The 20211-nt window shown below is 53.4% G+C and carries 21 protein-coding genes; 14 read left to right on the top strand and 7 right to left on the bottom strand.

What is annotated here, in order from left to right:
• Positions 1 to 2: 2 nt before the first annotated feature.
• Genes ACSJLU_RS00560 through ACSJLU_RS00505 form a run of 12 tightly spaced genes read left to right on the top strand, consistent with a single transcriptional unit; the run spans position 3 to position 10906 of the window.
• Positions 3 to 962 (top strand): hypothetical protein, encoded by a 960-nt coding sequence (locus ACSJLU_RS00560; protein WP_049205749.1) that lies wholly within the window; start codon positions 3 to 5, stop codon positions 960 to 962.
• Complete coding sequence (locus tag ACSJLU_RS00555) at positions 943 to 2214, top strand: type II and III secretion system protein family protein (protein WP_142105465.1); 1272 nt, start codon at positions 943 to 945, stop codon at positions 2212 to 2214. Before ACSJLU_RS00560 ends, ACSJLU_RS00555 begins: the two co-directional genes overlap by 20 nt.
• Complete coding sequence (locus ACSJLU_RS00550) at positions 2201 to 2665, top strand: hypothetical protein (RefSeq protein WP_342096750.1); 465 nt, start codon at positions 2201 to 2203, stop codon at positions 2663 to 2665. Before ACSJLU_RS00555 ends, ACSJLU_RS00550 begins: the two co-directional genes overlap by 14 nt.
• On the top strand, positions 2665 to 3807 hold the full coding sequence (locus ACSJLU_RS00545; protein ID WP_142105463.1) for a hypothetical protein: 1143 nt from the start codon (positions 2665 to 2667) through the stop codon (positions 3805 to 3807). Before ACSJLU_RS00550 ends, ACSJLU_RS00545 begins: the two co-directional genes overlap by 1 nt.
• Positions 3808 to 3811: 4 nt before the next feature.
• Positions 3812 to 5065: a CpaF family protein gene (locus ACSJLU_RS00540; protein ID WP_043140903.1), complete on the top strand. Its 1254-nt coding sequence runs from the start codon at positions 3812 to 3814 to the stop codon at positions 5063 to 5065.
• Positions 5058 to 5963 carry a type II secretion system F family protein gene (locus ACSJLU_RS00535; RefSeq protein ID WP_049205748.1) on the top strand — a complete coding sequence of 302 codons (906 nt, stop codon included), beginning with the start codon at positions 5058 to 5060 and terminating at the stop codon, positions 5961 to 5963. Before ACSJLU_RS00540 ends, ACSJLU_RS00535 begins: the two co-directional genes overlap by 8 nt.
• Positions 5960 to 6871: a type II secretion system F family protein gene (locus ACSJLU_RS00530; protein WP_043140897.1), complete on the top strand. Its 912-nt coding sequence runs from the start codon at positions 5960 to 5962 to the stop codon at positions 6869 to 6871. The genes ACSJLU_RS00535 and ACSJLU_RS00530 overlap by 4 nt, the downstream gene beginning before the upstream one ends.
• Positions 6871 to 7629 (top strand): tetratricopeptide repeat protein, encoded by a 759-nt coding sequence (locus ACSJLU_RS00525; protein ID WP_260515996.1) that lies wholly within the window; start codon positions 6871 to 6873, stop codon positions 7627 to 7629. Before ACSJLU_RS00530 ends, ACSJLU_RS00525 begins: the two co-directional genes overlap by 1 nt.
• Positions 7626 to 8093: a TadE/TadG family type IV pilus assembly protein gene (locus ACSJLU_RS00520; RefSeq protein WP_260524078.1), complete on the top strand. Its 468-nt coding sequence runs from the start codon at positions 7626 to 7628 to the stop codon at positions 8091 to 8093. The genes ACSJLU_RS00525 and ACSJLU_RS00520 overlap by 4 nt, the downstream gene beginning before the upstream one ends.
• Positions 8077 to 8604: a tight adherence pilus pseudopilin TadF gene (tadF, locus tag ACSJLU_RS00515; RefSeq protein WP_197832504.1), complete on the top strand. Its 528-nt coding sequence runs from the start codon at positions 8077 to 8079 to the stop codon at positions 8602 to 8604. The genes ACSJLU_RS00520 and tadF overlap by 17 nt, the downstream gene beginning before the upstream one ends.
• A 12-nt stretch (positions 8605 to 8616) precedes the next feature.
• On the top strand, positions 8617 to 10284 hold the full coding sequence (locus tag ACSJLU_RS00510; protein WP_260515997.1) for a hypothetical protein: 1668 nt from the start codon (positions 8617 to 8619) through the stop codon (positions 10282 to 10284).
• Entirely contained in the window at positions 10277 to 10906 is a 630-nt protein-coding gene (locus tag ACSJLU_RS00505; RefSeq protein ID WP_060434853.1) for a hypothetical protein, read from the top strand. Before ACSJLU_RS00510 ends, ACSJLU_RS00505 begins: the two co-directional genes overlap by 8 nt.
• Before the next feature lie 14 nt (positions 10907 to 10920).
• Here the strand turns inward: ACSJLU_RS00505 and ACSJLU_RS00500 are convergent, their stop codons facing one another.
• From ACSJLU_RS00500 to ACSJLU_RS00480, 5 genes are read right to left on the bottom strand one after another with little or no spacing between them, the layout of a single operon-like run.
• The gene (locus tag ACSJLU_RS00500; RefSeq protein ID WP_025304818.1) at positions 10921 to 11364 is read right to left on the bottom strand and encodes a universal stress protein; all 444 of its coding nucleotides are present in this window, start codon (positions 11362 to 11364) and stop codon (positions 10921 to 10923) included.
• A 21-nt stretch (positions 11365 to 11385) separates the two neighbouring features.
• Positions 11386 to 12159, bottom strand: a complete 774-nt coding sequence (locus tag ACSJLU_RS00495; RefSeq protein ID WP_025304817.1) for a siderophore-interacting protein — start codon at positions 12157 to 12159, stop codon at positions 11386 to 11388.
• Positions 12140 to 13585: an efflux transporter outer membrane subunit gene (locus ACSJLU_RS00490; protein ID WP_025304816.1), complete on the bottom strand. Its 1446-nt coding sequence runs from the start codon at positions 13583 to 13585 to the stop codon at positions 12140 to 12142. The genes ACSJLU_RS00495 and ACSJLU_RS00490 overlap by 20 nt, the downstream gene beginning before the upstream one ends.
• Positions 13582 to 14625: an HlyD family secretion protein gene (locus tag ACSJLU_RS00485; protein WP_043140870.1), complete on the bottom strand. Its 1044-nt coding sequence runs from the start codon at positions 14623 to 14625 to the stop codon at positions 13582 to 13584. Before ACSJLU_RS00485 ends, ACSJLU_RS00490 begins: the two co-directional genes overlap by 4 nt.
• 41 nt (positions 14626 to 14666) lie before the next feature.
• Positions 14667 to 16202, bottom strand: coding sequence for an MFS transporter (locus ACSJLU_RS00480; RefSeq protein WP_342096749.1), 1536 nt, complete (start codon positions 16200 to 16202; stop codon positions 14667 to 14669).
• A 140-nt stretch (positions 16203 to 16342) separates the two neighbouring features.
• Here ACSJLU_RS00480 and ACSJLU_RS00475 point away from each other — a divergent pair, with 140 nt between their 5' ends.
• On the top strand, positions 16343 to 17245 hold the full coding sequence (locus ACSJLU_RS00475; RefSeq protein WP_025304814.1) for a LysR family transcriptional regulator: 903 nt from the start codon (positions 16343 to 16345) through the stop codon (positions 17243 to 17245).
• Positions 17246 to 17280: 35 nt separating this feature from the next.
• On the opposite strand, the gene ACSJLU_RS00470 is transcribed toward ACSJLU_RS00475, so the two are convergent.
• On the bottom strand, positions 17281 to 18456 hold the full coding sequence (locus ACSJLU_RS00470) for a sensor histidine kinase (protein WP_025304813.1): 1176 nt from the start codon (positions 18454 to 18456) through the stop codon (positions 17281 to 17283).
• Positions 18453 to 19151 (bottom strand): response regulator, encoded by a 699-nt coding sequence (locus ACSJLU_RS00465; RefSeq protein WP_043140865.1) that lies wholly within the window; start codon positions 19149 to 19151, stop codon positions 18453 to 18455. Before ACSJLU_RS00465 ends, ACSJLU_RS00470 begins: the two co-directional genes overlap by 4 nt.
• A gap of 127 nt (positions 19152 to 19278) precedes the next feature.
• On the opposite strand from ACSJLU_RS00465, the gene ACSJLU_RS00460 reads away from it, so the two are divergent.
• Complete coding sequence (locus tag ACSJLU_RS00460; RefSeq protein WP_025304811.1) at positions 19279 to 20067, top strand: MipA/OmpV family protein; 789 nt, start codon at positions 19279 to 19281, stop codon at positions 20065 to 20067.
• Positions 20068 to 20211: the final 144 nt, after the last annotated feature.

Genomic DNA, 20211 nt, shown 5'->3' with positions numbered 1-20211 from the left:
CTGTGCGCTTTAAATTTATTGCAATAGTCGCACTGCTAACCATGTTAGCCGGCGTAGTAGGTATATACAGCGATAAAGGCAACGAGGACGAGGAAAAGACTAAGAACCTCATAGTGAATAAAAGCCTTATCTATTATACCGCAAAGCATAATATTGATGTGGGTGCCATCGTCACCACGGATGACTTCGCCGAGAAAGAGATAAAATATCCACCAGGCTCGCCCCCCGCCTGGCTAGACACGATTTTTGGCGAAAAGGACTTTCGCGGACTAATGGCGTCCGGCGGCGTGGCATATCAAAATATTGCCTCCGGCGAACGGGCCTCGAAAGATAACCTTGGCAACCTGTTGCAGAAAATCGATTCGAGCTATTCGATATTGCCTATTTCTGTCACCACCGCCAGCCTGAAGAACCCTAACATCGCGGACTTTGGTTTTATCGATCTGTTCCTGGTCTCCAATGATAACAAAGCCTACCGGGACGATCTTTATCAAAAATCGCGCAGCGATAACGGTACCACGGGGAAAGACTACAAGGACACGCGGGTCAAACAGTTCGCCAGCAAGGTGTGGTTCTTTATGGGCAACGGCAACCTCAATAAGCTGCAAAAGTTCGATCAGTCGGGGCTGGTTTCCAGCCTGATGAAAACAACCAGCGGGGAGAATTCGCTGGCGAATGAGGTGCACAGCAACCGGGCCGTCAGCGATGACAAGTCCTCAACGACCATCGTCTATGCCTACTTCAAGCCCGAGGACGTGGATAAAGTCATTCAGGCGCAAATTATGGGGATGTTCTTCATCACGCCCACCAAGGTTCACAATATCAATGAGGGCATCGCCAAAATAAATAACAGCACAAGAGAGATTACCCCGTCAGACATTGTCTCTGGGGCGCCCATTTCGGAAAGGCAAAGCCGCGTGGTTGAAATCAGGGGAGCGCAAAGTGAAATTCGTAAATATTAACAGGCTGGCGGTTTTTCTTATTGTGATGTTAACCGCCAGCTTTAACGCTGCGGCGCTCGACGTGGACATCAATAAAACGACCGATCTTGAGATTGACTTCAGCGTGAAGTCAATCGTCGTTGGCTCACCGGAAATTGCCGACTTCCGGGTGGTCGATGAGAACCACATCTATGTCTTCGGTAAAAAAAGCGGGCAAACCAATCTCTCCGTTAATGGTACCAACGGTGAGAGTCAAACGCTGCTGATCACCGTGAACGATCTGCAAAAGAAATCCGTCATGTTGAATACCTTGCTGATCAGCGAGGGGTTTAAAGACGTGAAGGTCATCGACATGAGCGACTCGCTGCTGGTCAGCGGCCCGGTATTTTCCACTGAAGATGGCGCACGGATCAAGTCGCTGATCGAAGAGTACGTGGATAGCGATCAGGTCAGGTACTCCTTAGTAACCCAAAAAAATCAGCAAATTAAGATCAGGGTTACGGTCGCGGAAGTCTCGAAGGACGTGACGGAAACCCTGGGCATTGACTGGGGGCGGGGCAAGATCAGCACCGGCGTGAGTAACGATCTGACTATCAACAACGGCATCTACAGCAGCCTGGTTAAGGGGTTTAACTTCGACTCTCTGGGCGTAGCCATCAACGCCCTGGCGAAAAACAGCCTGGCTAACGTGCTGACCACGCCAAGTATCACGGTCACCAACGGGAAGACCGCATCATTTCACGGCGGCGGGCAGATACCTATTTTTCAGCGCAGTGAAAATGGCTCAACGGTTGAATGGAAAAACTATGGCGTCATGCTGAACTTTGCACCGGTGATCAATTCGGACTCCTCGATTAGCATGGACGTGAGCGTCGAATCATCTCAGATCGGCGGGTACTATAAATATGAGAACACCGAGCTGCCGACGATTAACGTGCGCAACGTGAAGACCTCAGTACGAATGCGGGATGGAGAGAGCTTCGTCCTCGGCGGACTGATCGACAACAGCCAAACGCAATATGTTAATAAAGTTCCAGGATTTGCCGACATTCCAGTGCTGGGCGCCTTGTTCAAGTCAACCGGGTTCACATCTGGGCGCAGTGAATTAGTCATCTTCGCCACCGTTGAGTATGTCAAACCCGTAGAGAGAAACTACATCAAGCTCCCCTACGCCAAATTCTCCAGCCCGTGGGAAGTCTTTTTCGATCTCGGGCACAGTGATAACAGCATTACCGATGTCTTTGTCAAAGGAGCCGACTATGTCATTAACTAATTCGCTGCTCCTTATTTTTATCTGCCTGGGCTTAAACGGCTGCGCGTTCGAAAGGCAGCCCGACGAAAGAAAGGCGTATTACGTTAAGTTTGTCGGCAACCCCGACCGCACCAAGATGGCAAAGCTTGAAAACTTTGTTTTAAGCAAGAAAATCGGCTCCATCAGCAGCTTGGCGATTATTTATAGCGATAACCACTATGACCGTGCGATCAGGATGCAAGAAGAAATACAGAAACAGTATGGCATTAATGCTGTATTGCAAGAGAGCGTGAACCAGCTTGACGCAAACTATATTGCTATCGGTAACCGGCATAAAACCGAGCGAGGTTGCTATCGGTTCCGGCTCTCTGATTTTAACTGGTACAGCTCCGACGAGCAGGCTCTGGATAACTATTCGGAGCGAGAAGTTTGCTCGACCAATGGTAATGATTTCGCTGAGAGAGCACGTTAATGTTCATAGAAAAACTAAAGAGAAAAAACGAGGCCAAAAAGAAAAAGGCCAGCGTGATTGTTTTAACCAAAACTGAGACTGATTTTTTATCACTCTCAGAACCACTCTCATTGTACGACGTCGATACGATGATCAAGCACATCCCCGCTGGCGACCTGCTGGAGTTTATTAATAACGCCCTGACGGGGAAAAATTATTTTGTGCTGGATGCCCAGAGCTACAGCGAGACTGAAATCGCGGACATCGCCATGATGCTGCGTGGTCGCTATCCCTCCATGCTGATCGGCAACGAGGATTCGATCCAGGCAACGTGGCAGGCTCGCGAGCTGGGGTTCAGCAGCTATTTTACCCGCACCAGTGAGATCCGCCTGCTGCTGCTGGGGATAGTGGAACACTTCGGCTATGTGCGCTCCAGAACCTCTCTGGTGATTGGGTTGTGCAATACCTCGCCTGATATCGACATTAATTATCGCGTTTTTCACGATCTCTGTAACAGCGAAATGATGAAAGGCTATTCAATGCTGTTTGTTAACTGCGACATCGCAAACATTTTCTTTGATGCCGCATTGGGGGTAAAGGCCAATAAAAACACCGTTGAGCACGTGCTGGGCTATGAGAATGAACTGGATACCACCTCGTCCCTGAAACTGGTGATGAAAATAAAAGATCACTTCGACTACGTTTCCTTCAACATTGCCAACGACGAGGCGCACGTTGACAACGTTGACGCCTTCCTCAACGGCGTTGAGAAATTCATCGAATCGCTGGCAAACTCCTATGGATTTATTTTTATTAATATCCCCTACTATTTTCTCACGCTGCACGGCGGAATTAATTTGCTCAATGAGAGCGACATCCGTGTGCTGATGACCAATGGGCAGATCGAGTCTATCTATAACCTTAACTATCTCAAGAACCGAATTGGCTTTAAGCAGGATAAAGGGGAGAAAAGAAGGGACAAGCTGATCTCCATCCGAAAACAGGCCGGTAAGCTGGCAACTGAAATCACGGATAAAGAAATCCACACCAAGCTGGGCATCAAGGTGGACTTCAACAATAACGCCAACCTGCTGGGGGGGTTGTTAACCGCTTTCAACCGTAAGAAAGAAAGCAAAAACATTATAGACAGCATATTTAGGTGATGACATGGATATAAAAACCTATGAAAAAATCAGAAACGCGCTGTTAGAGCAAATAAAAATAGAAAACTATGACAGCTCTGCCACTCATGAAGCGCTGATGAAAATTGAAGAACTGCTCATACCGGCGCTCGATCTGGAAAATATTATATTAACCAGAAGAAAGTTTGATGAGCTGATCAAAAGCTATTATGACGACATCTTCGGGCTGGGGCCCATCGAAGATCTGCTGGCCGATCCCAGCGTTAACGACATCATGGTTAACGGGTGTAAATCCATCTACATCGAACGGGCGGGCAAACTCATCAAGCAAGATTCTCAGTTTAAATCTAATGAGCAGATCCTGCGTATCGCGCAGCGTATTGTTGCGCCGATTGGGCGTCGGGTAGATGAAAGCTCGCCGATGGTCGATGCCCGCCTGGCCGACGGTAGCCGCGTCAACATCATCATTCCGCCCGTGGCCCTAGATGGCTGCACCATCTCCATCCGAAAGTTTAAAGAGGATAAATTAGACCTGATCGACCTGATCAACTTTGGCTCGATGAGTGAGGCGATGGGGCACTACCTGAGCCTGATGGTCAGGGCCAAGGCGAACATCATCATCTCGGGGGGGACGGGTTCAGGGAAAACCACCCTGCTCAATGCAATTTCGAACGAAATCGATGATGGCGACCGCATCGTCACCATCGAAGATGCCGCCGAGCTGCAGCTGCAAAAAGATCACGTCGTGCGCCTGGAGTCGCGCCCTAAGGGTGTTGACGGCGGCGGTGAAGTCTCGATTCGTGACCTGGTGATCAACGCGTTGCGTATGCGCCCAGACCGGATCATCGTGGGCGAGTGTCGTGGCGATGAAACCTTTGAAATGCTTCAGGCCATGAACACCGGCCACGAAGGTTCGCTCTCAACCATTCACGCCAATACGCCAAAAGACGCGCTGGTGCGCCTGGAAAGCATGCTCTCCATGGCGAACTCCAATATCTCGGCCAAAACCATTCGCGGCCAAATATCGCAGGCCGTTGATATTATTATTCAATGCGCAAGGTTGCCCTGCGGCTCGAGGAAGATTACCAACATTACGGAAATCGGCACGCTGGAGGGTGAGGTCATTCAAAGCCAGGACGTGTTCCTGCTCGAAAGGCGAAAAGAGTCGGATACGGTCACGAAGTATGCGCATAAGCAGAATATCGCCTACTCCATTCTGGAATCAAAGGCCGCGTTCGCCGGGCTGCTCCCAGAGCTCAAAGGCATCCTGCATGACTAACCTGACGGGCTTCCTCATCACCCTGCTGCTTCTGCTGCTGATGTTCTCATACGTCAGGCAAAAGGCCGCGAAGAAGAAAAAGTGGGAGAACTTTTTCGGTAAAGCGAAGCCGGCTGAGAAAGAGAAAACAAAGGAAATAAAAAAGCTCATCGGCAAGTCTTACCTACCCGACTTCGTGTTTATTTTTGGCACCAAAAGCCTGGTGATGTCTCTGGTGGTCAGCGGCGGCTACATCCTGTTTTGGTGGTTCTGCTGCCTGACCTTCAGCGCCTCGTCGTTTGCCTATGTATTTGGCACCGTGATCCTGGTAGCTATTTCGTTTGCCGCGTTGTACGGCATCTACCAGAGCCGTTTCAGCGACTATTTCGAAGCACAGTTCCCCTATGCGCTGCGGCTTATCAGCCGCAACCTGGCCGTGGGCCAGACGATATACGCGGCCATTGATGCAGCGGCGGAGAACCTGAGCGATATCATGAAGCGAGAATTTACCCGCATCTCATTCCAACTGAAAAACGGCGTGTCCTTTGATGACATACTCAGCCGGGGTGAGAAAATCTACCCCTATAAAGGCTACTTTGTTTTTAGTTCGTATATTCGTATCTCCATACAAAAAGGCAGCAGTCTGAAAGATACCCTGCTGTCCCTGGCCAATGACCTGGTCGCCGCTCAAGTCATTAAGAAAAAAACCAAGGCGTTAACCTCAGAGGCACGCGGGGCGGCAAAGATCCTGGCGCTTTTACCGCTGCTGATGCTGGTCGTACTCTATAAGTTCGCCTTTTGGAACTTCGTTTACCTCTTCGATGAGCTTTATGGCCGCTACGTGGTGATTTACGTGGTCATTAGCGTCAGCATCGGGTTTTTCATTATTTCACGCATGATTAAGGGAGTTGAACTGTGATTTTCTTTATCTCAACCTCGCTCTTTATCGTCGGCGTTATTGTGTTTATCTGGGGATTAAAGAGCCACAAGAAAGAAGAAGAGTATTATGATAAATTTTACTTTATCGTTTCCTCACACGAGAACCTCGATGACTACCTCAGCCTGAAAAACAGGATTAAAGACCTGTTCTCTTTATTAATGAGAAAGCTATCATTCTACGTTGAAAACAACCTGTCCCATACGGAATACCATGCTCTCATTAATAAGGCAGGATATTACTCGCTGCAAGAAAGCACCCTATTTTATATTTATATCTCTAGCATATTTCTCTTTTCAACTCTGTCCCTAACGCTGTTAGCCTGCCTGGGTAATCTGTCATTCTATGTCATTCCTGTTTTCATGATCGTGTACTACATTGGCTCAAAGATTTATCTCGAGAGAAAACATAAGAACGAGATCAAAAAGTTCAGGATCAACTTCGTCTACTTTCTCGATCTGTGCGCCACCTGTATCAAAACCGGCATGACGCTGACGGCCGCTTTAGAAACCGTTTCCCCGGTGCTCTATCGCTTCTCCGGTCTGTTAGGCAACAGCATGCAGAACTTTTCACGCACGCTGAAATACAGCGATATAAACATCGCCTGCGAAAAGCTCTATGAAGAGGTTCCCCTAAGCGAGGTCAAGGAGTTTATCGCAACCGTGCGTAACTCCGCCCAGTTCGGCGCTGGCATGCAGTCCGGTCTGCAAGAGTTATCTAAAGAGATCCGCCAGTTTCACTTTATAGAAACCGAAGAAAAAATTGGCTCCGTCAACGCCAAGATGGGGATACCGCTCATTCTCTTTATCATGTTCCCGGTTATTGTTGAAATCATTGCTCCTGGCCTGCTACGCGCCATGGGCAGCCTGTCATTGGAGATGATCTCGTAATGAAAAAGTTAGTCCTCACTTCGATAGTCTTTCTTGCTGCCTGCGTCAACGGCACGCCCGATATGTTGAGAAACGATCGGGAAACGGCTCAGCTGGCGGTCCGCGTCGGCGCCTTTGAAAAGGCCAGGGAGATCGCGGTAGATAGTCTGCAAGCGCAACCAGACAATATCGAGACACGCTTCTACCTGGCCGATATCTATTCCAAGATGAATAAATATGATATGGAGGGCCAGGAACTGGAGATTATTCAGGGAAAAATTAGCCGCGCAGATGAGAATTACCCAAGGGTGATTATCGAACTAATGAAGAACAGTCTGATGCGGCATCAATATCAGGAAACTATCTCTCTGTATAAACAGAATTTTGCCGAAGGGAAAATGGCGCTTACCCAAAGCGCCACTATGCGCGGCAAATCGCTGATGTATGCCGCCATTGCCTACTGTAAGCAGAATAAGTATGAAACCTGCATCGCCGAACTGAAGCGCGCCAGAACCTACCTGCCGGGAGACCCGGCGCTGGCCGACAACCTGAAGATTGCACAATACATGGCCAAGGCCAGCACAGGGGATATAGACCCTTCTCTGCTGTATGCCGGCTATAGCAATACGGAATCTAAAGAGATGTATGCCAACCTGATCATGGCGCTGATTCGCGGTGACCAAGAGACCCGCGCCTTTGAGCTGCTCAGCATGCGCTATTCCCGCGAGGATTCCATGACGATCATCAACGATCTTAACGGTATGAAAATCGCAAAATGATAAGTCTATTCACTAGAGTAGGGAGTGAGGAGCGAGGTATCTCAACCATCGAGGCCAGCGTGCTGCTGCCGATCCTCTTTATCATATTGATGATGATTTATGAGGTGCTGAGGTTTCAGAACGATATCTCAATCATTTATTTCAACGAAGAGTTTGCGTCACAGCGCGTCGATCTCTCGTTTTTAGACAACGATGTCGAAAAGATAAATGAAAACTTCCTGGCCGATTTAAAAAAGAGCGGCAGTGAGTTTTATTTCAGCGCGCTGATCTATTCGGAGCCAAAGATAACCTGCTATGAGGATGTCAATATCAAAGTCAGCAAAAAGTGCGGAAAGAAAACCAAGCTGATTAACATCGCCTATCAGATCCAACGTGAATACAGCAGCGATTGGATAAGCGACCTACTGTCTTTCCCACAACAATTTGATCGCGAGGTATTTATCGTCAATGATTACTTCCATTAACAGGCTTGTTGATAAGGAGGATGGCAGCGTCGCCGTTGAAGGCACCTTTGTTACCCTATTCTTGTCCGTGCTGCTGATTTATACCATGCAGCAGGCTTTGGTCATGTCAGTACAGTTTAGTATTAATAAACTGGCCGATCAAATGGTGAATATTATTTCCCATCGTGACAGCCTGTTTGGCAATGCCAATTTAAGCCAAGGCGACGTCGTTAACGTCGCTAAAATGTTTAGCCAGATCAAGAACGGCGGAGAAGCGCCGTTTTTCGACGTTTTCGTTGAGGAAATCGCCTACGCAACGGGGCAATACAGCATGTATAAGCTACCCGGGAGCAAAGAAGGCTGCCAGCTCACCAAGCGGCTGACTGACTATGGCATCGATATCAAAACCTCATTCGGCAAATCTAACTCGGTGTATCGGGTTTCCATCTGTAAAAAAACAGAACCGGGATTATTCTCTAAAAATAAAACGCTGCTGGCAGAAAGTGCCATCCAAATTGGCCATCATCATTAGAAGATAATAATCATGAAGAATAAATTCGAGCGTTTTTTAGGTGATGAACAGGGTGGATTAATGCCGCTGTGGGCGATTGGCGGCATGATGGTGGTGATCTCTATTTTTTGGGTCGAAAACTACTCCTCCACAATCATGGAAAAAACGCGAGAAATGCGGCTGACCTCCGTCGTGACCCGTACCTCGATGGTAGAAAGAGGAACGGTGACCGCCAATGCCGGGCGGCTAGCCGAAGCGACAGGCGCCAATATGAATCAGGCAACCCATGCCTTCTCGGCGGAGCTGCAAGAAACTACGCTGGAAAAGCTTCAGGAGCTAAAAGAAAATAAGCGGATCAGCGAACTGCTCGCGACCACTTCCAACGTCAGTCAAAACACTAACGTTCCCTTCGATGAAATAAACAAAACCATTGGCCTCGACCCAGAGGTCAGGATCTCCACGGCGGATAACGCCGTCAAAGTTTTTAGACCGTTACACGTGATTATCGCCGTCGAGGCCAGCAGTCTTAACCGTGCAAACGTGATGCAGGCGCGGGCGGCGCTAATGAGCTCACTATCCCGCCTGTATGCCGAAGCGCCGGCTACCCGAACGACGGTGATCCCATACTCTTTTCGCGTCAACTCCGGGGGCAAATGCTATACCGGGATCGCCCGGAGCGATGCCTTTTCATTTGTCTGGTGGGAAAGCTTCTTTGCGCAAGATGACTACCTTGCCGAACTGGAAAACCGGCTGAAAAACGCCGAGAACTACCTGGCCAGGCTAAAGGCAGAGATTGAGACCAGTCGTCAAATGGTGGAAAGCACCTTGAACGAGCGTGGCCAATATGACCCCGGCACTCAGCAATATCAGGTCCTGACGCAGTATATTGAATATTATCAACAGCAGATTCAGCTGGGCGAGGAGCAGATCCCTAGCGCCCTTGACAGCGTGACAACGGCTAAAGATAACGTCAAGGCGCAGAAAGAGTGGGTCGAGAACCTCAAACAGCAACAGCAATATATTGATTATTTCCCTCTGGCTAAACACTATGCCAAAAGATATCAGAACTACAGGCTGCTGGAAGACTATCTGGACGACTTTGCCAACTCAGGCATCTTCTCCATTACTAAAAATGACTTTGAGCGTGCCACCAGAGCGACTTACCAAAGTGCGGAATATCTATCCTCCCTCGCGGTCAAACGCGGCGTTTATTTTGGCGATGCCGGCACCTGCCCCGCCAGCACCGTAAAGTATGGCCTGACCTCATCCCAAAATGTGAATAGCGCGCTTTCCGGCATCGACTTTAGCACCAATAAGATTAAAACGCTGGAAGGGCTACTGTGGGCGGGGCGCACCGCGTTTTCTGCCTCTCGCGGCATGGCACGCAACGTCATTATTCTGTTTGCGTCGGACACAAAAGAAGTTATCGATCCCGACGAGGTCACCGGCATCCGACAGAGCTGCGCAGCCATTAAGACCGGCTTTATCAATAATAAGTCGGCCAAGCTGATCGTCGTTACCCAGAATCAGGATGGCCGAGATAAGTTCGAAGAGCTGAGCTGCGCTACCCAGTGGTTCACCGATCCGGGCTATATCAACCTTGAAGATATAAACAACGAATCCACGCCAACGCTGGAAGAGCAATTCAACTTTATCTTCTCGCAAGAATCCACCACCAGGAACATTAACGCACATGAATAAAGTTATAACGATCGCGCTGATGCTGCTCTGCGCCCCTTTTTCCTATGCTAAAAGCAGCGACGAGCTCAATCAGTCCAGCTGCCAAACCGGCCCGATATATGAACGCTTCGGCGACGCAAAACGCCAGGCCGGTCTGCTCCGGTTCGACGGCCGCACCAACGCACGGCTGAGCCGTAGCCAGCTGGTGCAGTATCGATTCGTCACCGTGTTGCACGAGTACCTGGGCACACTGTGCCACCAGGAAAACGCTTACGACGCCAACAGCCTCGGCGCCTTGCTACTGACCAAGGAAAACATCGTCATGAGCCATGTCGGCACGGTGCATTTCGCAAGCGGTAGCGCCCTGGTTGATGAGGCGACGCTGGCGCGTTGCTGCTCGCACATCAGCCAGACGTCCGACTACGACGGCATATTTATTGTCAGCCGCACGGACTCAATAGGCAACGCGAGCCACAACCGAGCACTGTCATATCAACGCGGCTACCGTATCGCCGAGCGCTTACCTCAGGCCAGCCCCATTCACCTGATTGCGCTCGGCGCCAGGCCAGCGCGCAGCGGCCAGAGGCCGATCGCCAACCCCAACGATCGGCGCGCCGACATTTATCTCTATCAGCGCCAGTGAAATCCCCCTCCGGCTTAGCGCGGGATCACCAATACCGGTTGGCCAATCTCATCCAGCAGGCCACGCGTGACGGAGGCGTTCAGCCAGCGCCCCAACGAAGACAGGTGGCGGTGCGAGATGATCAGCAAATCGCAGTTGAACAGCGCCATCTGTTCCGGGATCACCTCGATGGGCGTCCCCGCTGCCAGCAAGCCCTGGGCGTTGAAACCCTGCTGCTTCAGCGCCCGCGTCACCTGACCGACCTGCTTTTCCGCCAGCGCCTCTTCCCGTTGAGCGGCGGGGTACTCCTCGCGCTCATCGCTGTCGAAACGCAGGCCGCTGCGGCTGAGCGTAAAGGCATTGTCTACCACCGTCAGCACGATCACGTCGCCGATGCAGCCTTGCAGGCGCGCCATAAAATCCAGGGCATTGCCGCTGTGTTCAAAGCAGTCCACCGCCAATAACACTCTCTCAATCATAACCATCCTCACTCGCCTGAGTTAAATCGCGCCCTTGAAGTTGGCTTCGCCCTTTTTCCAATACCCCTTGGCAAACAGCGCAGCGCGGGAGATACCCATTTCGTTGATAAAGCGCGCCTTCAGGTACGCGGCAATCTGGTGTTCGCAGGCCAGCCATACCTGCCCTTCGCCGGACGGCAGTTCGCAATGGCTGACGGCCTGCACCAGCGGGCTGTTCATCACGCTGTCAAAATGTCGGGTGCGAATTTGCCAGCTGTTCACCTGCAAAAAGGAATAATCGACATCCTGAATCTCCTGCGCATCGCCCACTTCGGCGAACCACAGCACCGGCAACGGGTCGGACAGCGAGGCGAGAATGGTGCGCATGGCGGGCAACGCGGTCTCATCGCCCAGCAACAGTAGCCAGCGAGTTTGCGGCAACAACCGGAAGCCGCCGGAGCAAGGGCCGGCGAACCCCAGCTTGTCGCCCGGCATCGCGTCGCGCGCCCAGTTCGACGCCGGGCCTTCGCCGTGCAGCACCATATCGATATCGAAAGTGCGGGCGAGTTTGTCGATGCCGCTCAGGGTGTAAGCCCGTCCGGCCAGCGTGTCGCGCCACGGGAAGAACACTTTGACCCAACTGGCCGGCTCCTGCGCGCGCGGATCGGCGATAAACTTATCCACATCGTCGCCGCTCAACGTGATGCGGCGGATCCGGGCGGTGACTTGCCGCACGGCGCTCACCCGGGCCTCCCGTTTGCGGCGGGTGTCTCTTTCCAGCATCTCGTCGACAATCTTATTCAGCGTGTTGTGCATCAGCCTTCTCCTGTGGCGCCGCCGACGGGTAGGTGTGTTCCCAGCCGCCGCCCAGCGCTCGATAGATATTCACCACGGCGATCGCCGTCTCCTCCTCTGAAACAATTTGCGCGGACTGCAGATCCAGCAGCGCACGCTGCGTGCTCAGAACGTGGATAAAATCGCTCGCACCGTTCAGATAGCTGTCGCGCGCCAGCGCAAACGCGTGTCGGTTGGCGGCCAGCGCCTCGGTCAGGTGCGTCTGGCGGCGCTGCTGGGCGCGATAGCCGGAAAGCGCGTCGTCGATCTCGTGCCAGGCGCGCAACACCGTTTGCTGGTAGGCGATGGCCATTTCCTGCTGCCGGTATTCGCTCAGGCGCACCCGTTGGGTGATTTTCCCCCCGTCGAACAGCGGCAAATACAGGGCGGGGCCGATGGCGAAGGTATGCGTGGACCAACTGCCCATATCCGCCAGTGCCAGTGCCTGATAGCCCGCATTGCCGGTCAGCGTGATGCGCGGATAGTAGTCGGCGGTGGCGATGCCGATCTCGGCGGTTGCCTGATGCAAACGCTCCGCCGCTTCGCGAATATCCGGCCTGCGCAGCGCCAGATCCGACGGCACGCCCATCGGCACCGCGCGCGCCAGCGTCGGCAGGGGCTTCGTCGGCGCCAACATCGCTTTCAGCGCGCCCGGCCGCTCGCCCAACAGCAGGCTGATGGCGTTGATCAAGCGTTCCTGCCTATCGAACAGCGTCGGCAGCAGGGCATCCACCTGCGCCAACTGCACCTGCGCCTGATCGACATCCAGTTCGTTGCCCGCGCCGCTCTGATAACGACTTTGCGTCAGCTGCAGCGTGCGCAGCGCCGTGGCGCGGTTTTCCTGCGCCACCGCCAGCTGTTGCTGCGTGGCGCGCAGGCGTAGATAGTCGCTCGCCACCTCCGCCGTCACCGACGTCAGCAGTGCGCGCCGGTTCTCCTGCGAAGCGGCAAAGCCGGCGCGCGCACTTTCCGACGCGCGACGCAGCTTGCCCCACATGTCCAGCTCCCAGGTGGCGCTGGATCCGCCGCGCCAGAGGTTATAATCCGCCTCTCCGCCGTTGCCGGACGGATCCATGCTGCCCACCGAGGTGGCGCGCTGGCGCTGATAGGCGCCGTCCAGGCTCAGATCCGGCATCAGCGCCGCCTCTGTCACGCCCAGCAAGGCGCGGCTTTGCTGCATGCGCGCCGTGGCGAGCTGCAGATCCAGGTTGCCGGCCGCCGCGCGCTGCACCAGTTGCGACAGCGACGCATCGTTGAATATCGACCACCAGGCCACCGGCAGCGCCCCGCCGCCGGCCTGCTCACCCCAGCTCTCGGGCAGCGCGTTCTGCGGCCGAGCGTAGTCCGGCCCTACCGCCCGGCAGCCGCTCAGCGCAATCAACAGCAGCGGGATCACGGCTCTGTTCATTGCAGGCCCCCGTCCAGCGTATTGATGCTGACGTCCGCAGACATGCCGACGCGCAGGGCGCTCAACAAAGCGGCGTGCTCTTTGTTGATATCAAATACAATTTTCACCGGGATGCGCTGAACGATCTTGGTGAAGTTGCCGGTGGCGTTCTCCGGCGCCACGGCCGCGAAACTGACGCCGGAAGCCGGCGCGATGCTGTCCACCTGCCCTTTCAGCGTTTGGCCGGGAAAGGTATCGATATGGATGTCCACCGACTGCCCGTGCGCAATGTTTTCCAACTGGGTTTCCTGGTAGTTGGCGATGATGTACAGCTTGTCCTGCGGCACGATGGCCAGCAGCGCATCGCCCGGTTTGACGAACTCCCCGACCCGCAGGCTTTTCTTGCCGATCACGCCGCCGATCGGCGCGGTGATGCGGGTGTAAGACAGGTTCAGCTCGGCCATCGCTTTCTTCGCCTGCGCCAGCATCAGCTCGGCATCGCTGTCCGCCAGCTTGGCTTGCAGCACCTGCTCCATGTTTCGCGCCGCTTTAAGCGTCGCCTCCGCCTGCGCCACATTGGCGGAAAGCGTGTGCACTCGCGTTGTCGCCTGCTGCGCCGCCTGCTGTGAACCCGCGCCGCTGCTGGCCATTCTCTGGTAGCGGTTCTGCTCCTGGCGCGCAAACGCCAGCTCCGCCTGCGCCGCCTGCCGCTCCGCCTGCGCGGCGGCGATCAGCGCGCTCTGTCGGGTCAGGTTGGCCCTGGCGTCGTCCTGGCGGGCGCGGGCGGATTGCTCCTGCGCCGTCGCCTGCGCCAATGCGACGTTGAATTCACGCGGATCGATCACCGCCAGCAATTCCCCCTGTTTGACCCACTGGTTGTCCCTGACCAACACCTGCGCAATTTCACCGGCAATCTGCGGAGAAATACGCGAGATATCGGCGCGAATATAGGCGTCGTTGGTATTCTGCTGTGTCTCTTTAATAAAGAACTTATTGATTAATAACCCCAGCGTAATGACGGCAACCGCCAATACGGCGACGGCGACTTTCTTGTTAGCCATAAAAGTGACTCCAATTAATATTTATTTCTGATGATAAAATGTCAGGCAGCGACCGAACGCGGCGGATAAATACGGGTCGGCATAACTAAAATCAGCGCGGTCAGTAATAACGCCAGGCCGGCAACCAACAGATAAAGATCGGCGCTGGCCAGCACGTGGCCCTGCCGGGCGGCAAGCTGCGCCAGCTGCTCCGTCGACCCCGATGCGCGGCTGTAGGCCGAGCCGAAGCCGTCGGCGATCGTACCGGCGTGATAATCCCCGCGCTGCCGGCTGAGCAGCGCGATGGCGCCGCCGGCAGCGGTGGCGGCGAAACCTTTCACCGCGTTGAACCAGGCCGCCGCAAACGGCCCGTCGGTCGGCAACAGCCCGCCGGTCGCCTGCATCAGCAACGGGATGATCGCCATCGGTTGAGCGACCGCCTGCAACAGCGCGATGACGCGGAACGTGTCGCCGTTCCATTCCGGCGTCAGCTGAGCCGCCAGCACGCAGGCGGTGGCCATCAACAGCAGGCTGATCGCCAGCACCCAGCGGCAATCCACCCGCGGCGTATTGCAAATTATGGCGACGATCGGCAGCGTAATTAATTGCGGCAATGCGACCCACAGCATTAAGTCGGAGGTTTGTTCCTGACGATAACCCTGAATCGCGGCTAAATATCCCGACGTGATATTAACCAGCGACACCATAATTAACAGCACGCCACCCAGCGTAATTAAGGAGAAAGACAAATTCCTTTTGCTTAATAGCTGCAAATTAAAAAAAGGCAGTGGGTGATACCATTCGTTAATCAGAAATAACGCCAATAATCCGCCGCCGCCCAATAATAAAACGTAGATCAGCGGCGAGTTCAGCCAGTCGAGGCGCTCCCCCTGTGAAATGCCCACCGTCAACATGCCGAGCGCCATGCCGCCGAACAGCAGGCCGCGCCAGTTGAACTGCCGCAGGCGCTCCAGCCGCAACGGATCCTGCGGCAGGCCGTAACCGATGCACACGGCGGCGATCGCCATCAGCGGCAGGTTCCAGTAGAAATACCCGCTCCAGCCCCAGTGAAAGGCAAAGGCGGCGGCGGTAGCGCCCAACGTAGCGCTCCAGGCCGAGACCCAGCCGTAGGCACCCAGCCCCAGCACCTTGATCAGCGGCGGCATAAAACGCAGCACCACCGTCATCAGCATCGGCGGCAACGCGCCGCCGGCGAAGCCCTGCAGGCTGCGCACCGCCAGCAGCACGCCATACTGATCTCCCAACCAGGGCGTCAACAGCCCACCGGCCAGGTAAATGCCGCACATCGTCAACGCCACCCGGCGCAGCGAAAAGGTCGGCCAAAAACAGGGCGTGAACCCGGAACCGATCACAAAGCCGGTGACGTAGCATGTGGTCAGCCAGCTGCCGGCATCGAAGCTCAGCAGCATGCCACCCTGTATATCCGCCAGCGCAAACTTGCTGGCGTTTTCCCCCACGCCGCTGGCCATCACCGCCAAAAACACGCCGAACAACCCCAGCCAGGTACGGCCGTTGATTTCACCGGCGCTGGCGAGCCATCGATTTTTGTGGTGCGGCGTAACAGACACCTCAACCATTCCCCACTCCTGCTGTTTCAGCCTCAATCTTTGTTGTCGTGGGCAGTATCCGGAGTTATTTCGATTGTTTAAAATGAAATGATGTAATTAACTAGTTGCACAAAACGCAACCCATTGAGCGCATCCCCCCCGGAGAGGCCATGCCGCAAAAAATTGATTTCAACCTGATCTATGCGCTGAATCTGCTGCTGGAAGAAGGGAGCGTGAGCGGCGCCGCCGAGAAGATGAATCTGAGCGCGCCGGCAATGAGCCGCATTCTCGGGCGCATCCGCCGGCAGTTCGACGACCCGATCATGGTCAGAGCCGGTAAGCATCTGGTGCCGACGCCGCGTGCGCTGGAGTTGAAACGCCAGCTCGGCGACATCATCGAGCAGGCCACTGCGCTGATCGCACCGAGTGATGCGTTCGAACCCGGCAAGCTGACCAGAACCTTCACCATTCGCGCCAACGATATCTTTATCGGCGCGCTGGCGGGCGGATTGCTGGAGACGCTGCGGGAATCGGCGCCGCTGAGCGGCCTGAAATTCATCGCCGAAAGCGACGGCGAGGATGACGCGCTGCGCAGCGGCAAAGTGGATCTGGTGATCGGTTCCTCACGCGACTGGCACCCGGAAATCAAGACGCAGAGCCTGTTCACCAGCACCTTTCAGGCGCTGGTGCGCCCTGGGCACCCGATCATCGGCCGGGTAACGCCCGAAACCCTGACCCATTACCCGCATATCAGCGTTTCTCGCCGCGGACGCACGCAGGGGCCGATCGACGACGCGCTGCGCGATCTCGGCCTGCAGCGCAACGTCGCCCTGACCCTGCCGGGCTTTCATTCGGCGATGATGCTGACCATGAAATCGGACTTTATCCTGCCGCTGCCGCGCCACGTGCTGCAGGGGGTGAGCAACATCCACCTGCCGTTGGCGGAGCTCGAGCTGCCGCTCGAGCTGGAATCGGTGTTTATCGTCCAGGCCTGGCACCCGCGCCTGGATCGCGATCCGGCGCACCGCTGGCTGCGGCAGACCATCAAGCAGTTCTTTTTGCAGCGGGAGTGAGGGGGTTCGCCGCCCATAATGCCCCCTTCAGCGCATTATGACACTGCCGGCAGGGGCAAGTTTATCGTGATTAACAGCCCTTTGCCGGCCGGCAGACTGGCCTTTATCGTTCCATGATGGGCAGCGCAAATCGCTTTCGCAATGGAGAGCCCGAGCCCGCTGCCGCCGGAATCGCGCGCGCGGGAAGTCTCACCGCGAGTAAAACGCTCAAACATTTGCGGCAAATAATCCTGTGCAACGCCAGGCCCCGTATCTTGAAAAGCCAACACGATTTCCTGTGCGGTCTGTTCGAGACGAATGCACATTCGATCGCCCTGGCTACAATAACGAAGCATATTTTCGATAAGTATGCTGAATACCTGACCTAGTCTGAATTCATCCCCAATAAAATGAAGCGGCCCGCCCTCCTCGATAGAGATGGACATGCCCGCAGCCTCCAACTGAGGTTTGAGCCAGGCGACTCTCTCCTTTAACACGCTATTGATAGTAAAAACGTTTTTACTTAATTTCAATTGGCCCGCACTGGCCAGAGAAAGGAAATACAGATCGTCAGTCAAATAACTCAGGTTTTTTAATTGCGTCATCACCATATTCAGCTGTGCCTGACTCGCAGGAAACACGTTGTCTATCATGCCCTGAAGGCGGCCCATAGCCCCGGTCAACGGTGAACGCAACTCATGGGCCAACGCCACATGCGACGCTTTTATTTCACGCTCGTATAAAGCGAGTTTATTGACCATCTCATTGAAATTTATTGAGAACCTTATTATTTCATCAGGACACGCCTGGACCAGCTCGGCTTGTTGCTTAAAATTTCCCTGAGCCACGGTTTCCGCAACGTCGGTGAGATTTCGGAATTGGGCGGTAAGAGGGCGTGCGATGCGCACGCACATTAACGTTATCAATGGAACGACAACGATCAGGAAAATAAGCAGCCATCCCCAATTTAAAGAAGTCAGCGAAGGTGTACTGTAATCCAGCCCCCAATACGTATCGACGATCTCATGAAACGCCTCTATGTCCAGGCTGGGGTTCTCGCGCAGCACCAAGAATCTTTCGTAAACCGATGCCGGCATTTCATGAATGACATAAAAATACTGGGCAGCAAAAATGCCCCACATCGCCAGAATAATGGTAAAAAGCGTCACGATGGCGACGATGACGATGCGAACAGACACCCAAAACAAAAGAGATTTATTTTTCCTTTTCATGATTTGCAAAACCTATAGCCGACGCCGCGCACATTAAAAATCACGTTATCAACGCCTGCCGCTTCAAGCTTTCGTCTTAGATTATAAACATGCGTATCCACCACTCTTTCGAGCGCATCGCTTTCAGGTAAACATTTTTCAAGTAATAGCTGACGACTCAGTGGCCGTGTCGACGCTTTCATTAACGTACTGAGAATGGAAAATTCGGTTAATGTTAAATCCAGAACATGGGCGCCGTCCTCGCTCGTGATGACTCTCGCTACCATATTAGCGATATCCAGTTCGAGCCTTTCCCAGCGCAATATTTCTTCGCCAGCCAGCTGACTTCCGCCGCTTCGTCTTAACACTGCCTGCACACGTGCCATAACTTCACCGGGGTTATAGGGTTTAACGATATAATCATCCGCACCATAACGAAGAGCGCCAATTTTATCATGAGGTTCCCCCATGGCCGTGATCATGATAACCGGCGTATTCACCTTGCGCCTGAGCGCCGCCAATATTTCCGTTCCATTCATATCAGGCAACATCACATCTAGTAATATGAGATCGGGTTTCCAGGTTAAAGCCGTATTCAAACCAATCAGCCCATTCCCCACCACCGCGACATTATAGCCTTCACGCTTAAGGTAAGCCTCCAGTACATTTGCCGCATCGACATCGTCTTCAATGACTAGAACCCGTTTATTTTGCATCTCATTCCCCTGAAGGATCTTGGCTATTTATTGATTATTCATTGACGGTTAATTGACAAATCATCGGCATACTCCGCCTTGCGTGAACAGTCTTATCATACCGATACACATAATACCGAGGCTCATAATGTTAGAAAAGAAAATCATTAAAAATACGTTGGCTCTGCTGATAATATCCAGCATTCCACCCAGCCATGCAAGTAATAACGATAACAGCGGAACGGCATTTACCGTGAGCCTTGGCGCGGCATCATCGCCTAAATACAGTGGTTCGAATGAGCAAACCTGGGGAGCCGCACCGCAATTTCATTTCCAACAGGATAACTTTTTTGTCGATTCAATGAATGGTGCTGGTTTTCGTTTCCAAAGCGAGAACGGTTTATATTTCATTCCAACGATAGGCTATGATTCAGGGCGAACCGATGAAGATTCAGGTTGGCGTAAGGGCTCTGACGCGCTTAAAGGCATGGGGGATATTTCAGCAACCGTTAACACTGGCTTAGCCTTGGGATGGGCGGTAACGCCATGGTTGGTCTTAGAGGGAAAAGCCACCCTGCCGCTGAGTGATGGCCAGGGGATATCTTACGCGACCTCCGTCGATTTCATTCCTGTTCTGGATGAGGAGGATACCGTCGCGCTAAAAATCAGCGCATTATTTGCAGACTCTCGCTATATGAACACCTGGTACGGCGTTAATAGCACGCAAAGCGCTAATTCGGGTTACTCACGTTATAACAGCTCGGGCGGTTATTACGGTACCGACGTGAGCCTGACGTGGGCGCATCAGTTTACCGAAACCTGGGGTGGATGGGTTGGCATTAACCATACCTGGCTGGGGGATAACGCCGCCAATAGCCCTATCGTTAAACAAAAGGAGGGGACAACGGGAGTCGTGGCAATAAGCTACACGTTCTAAGCCAGTGCAAAAACCTGAAACCGCAAAGTGACGTTCAGAAGAGTAATGGGACTTTAAAGATCCTCCACTCAATAGCTTGCTGTAATTAAAGTTTCATTACTCTTCAACCGACGATTCAGGAAAATTTGACTGATGAAGTTAAAA

Origin of the sequence: Serratia bockelmannii, from assembly GCF_051803255.1 — a bacterium.
Taxonomy (GTDB): domain Bacteria; phylum Pseudomonadota; class Gammaproteobacteria; order Enterobacterales; family Enterobacteriaceae; genus Serratia; species Serratia bockelmannii.
This window is presented reverse-complemented; position numbering and strand designations above follow the sequence as displayed.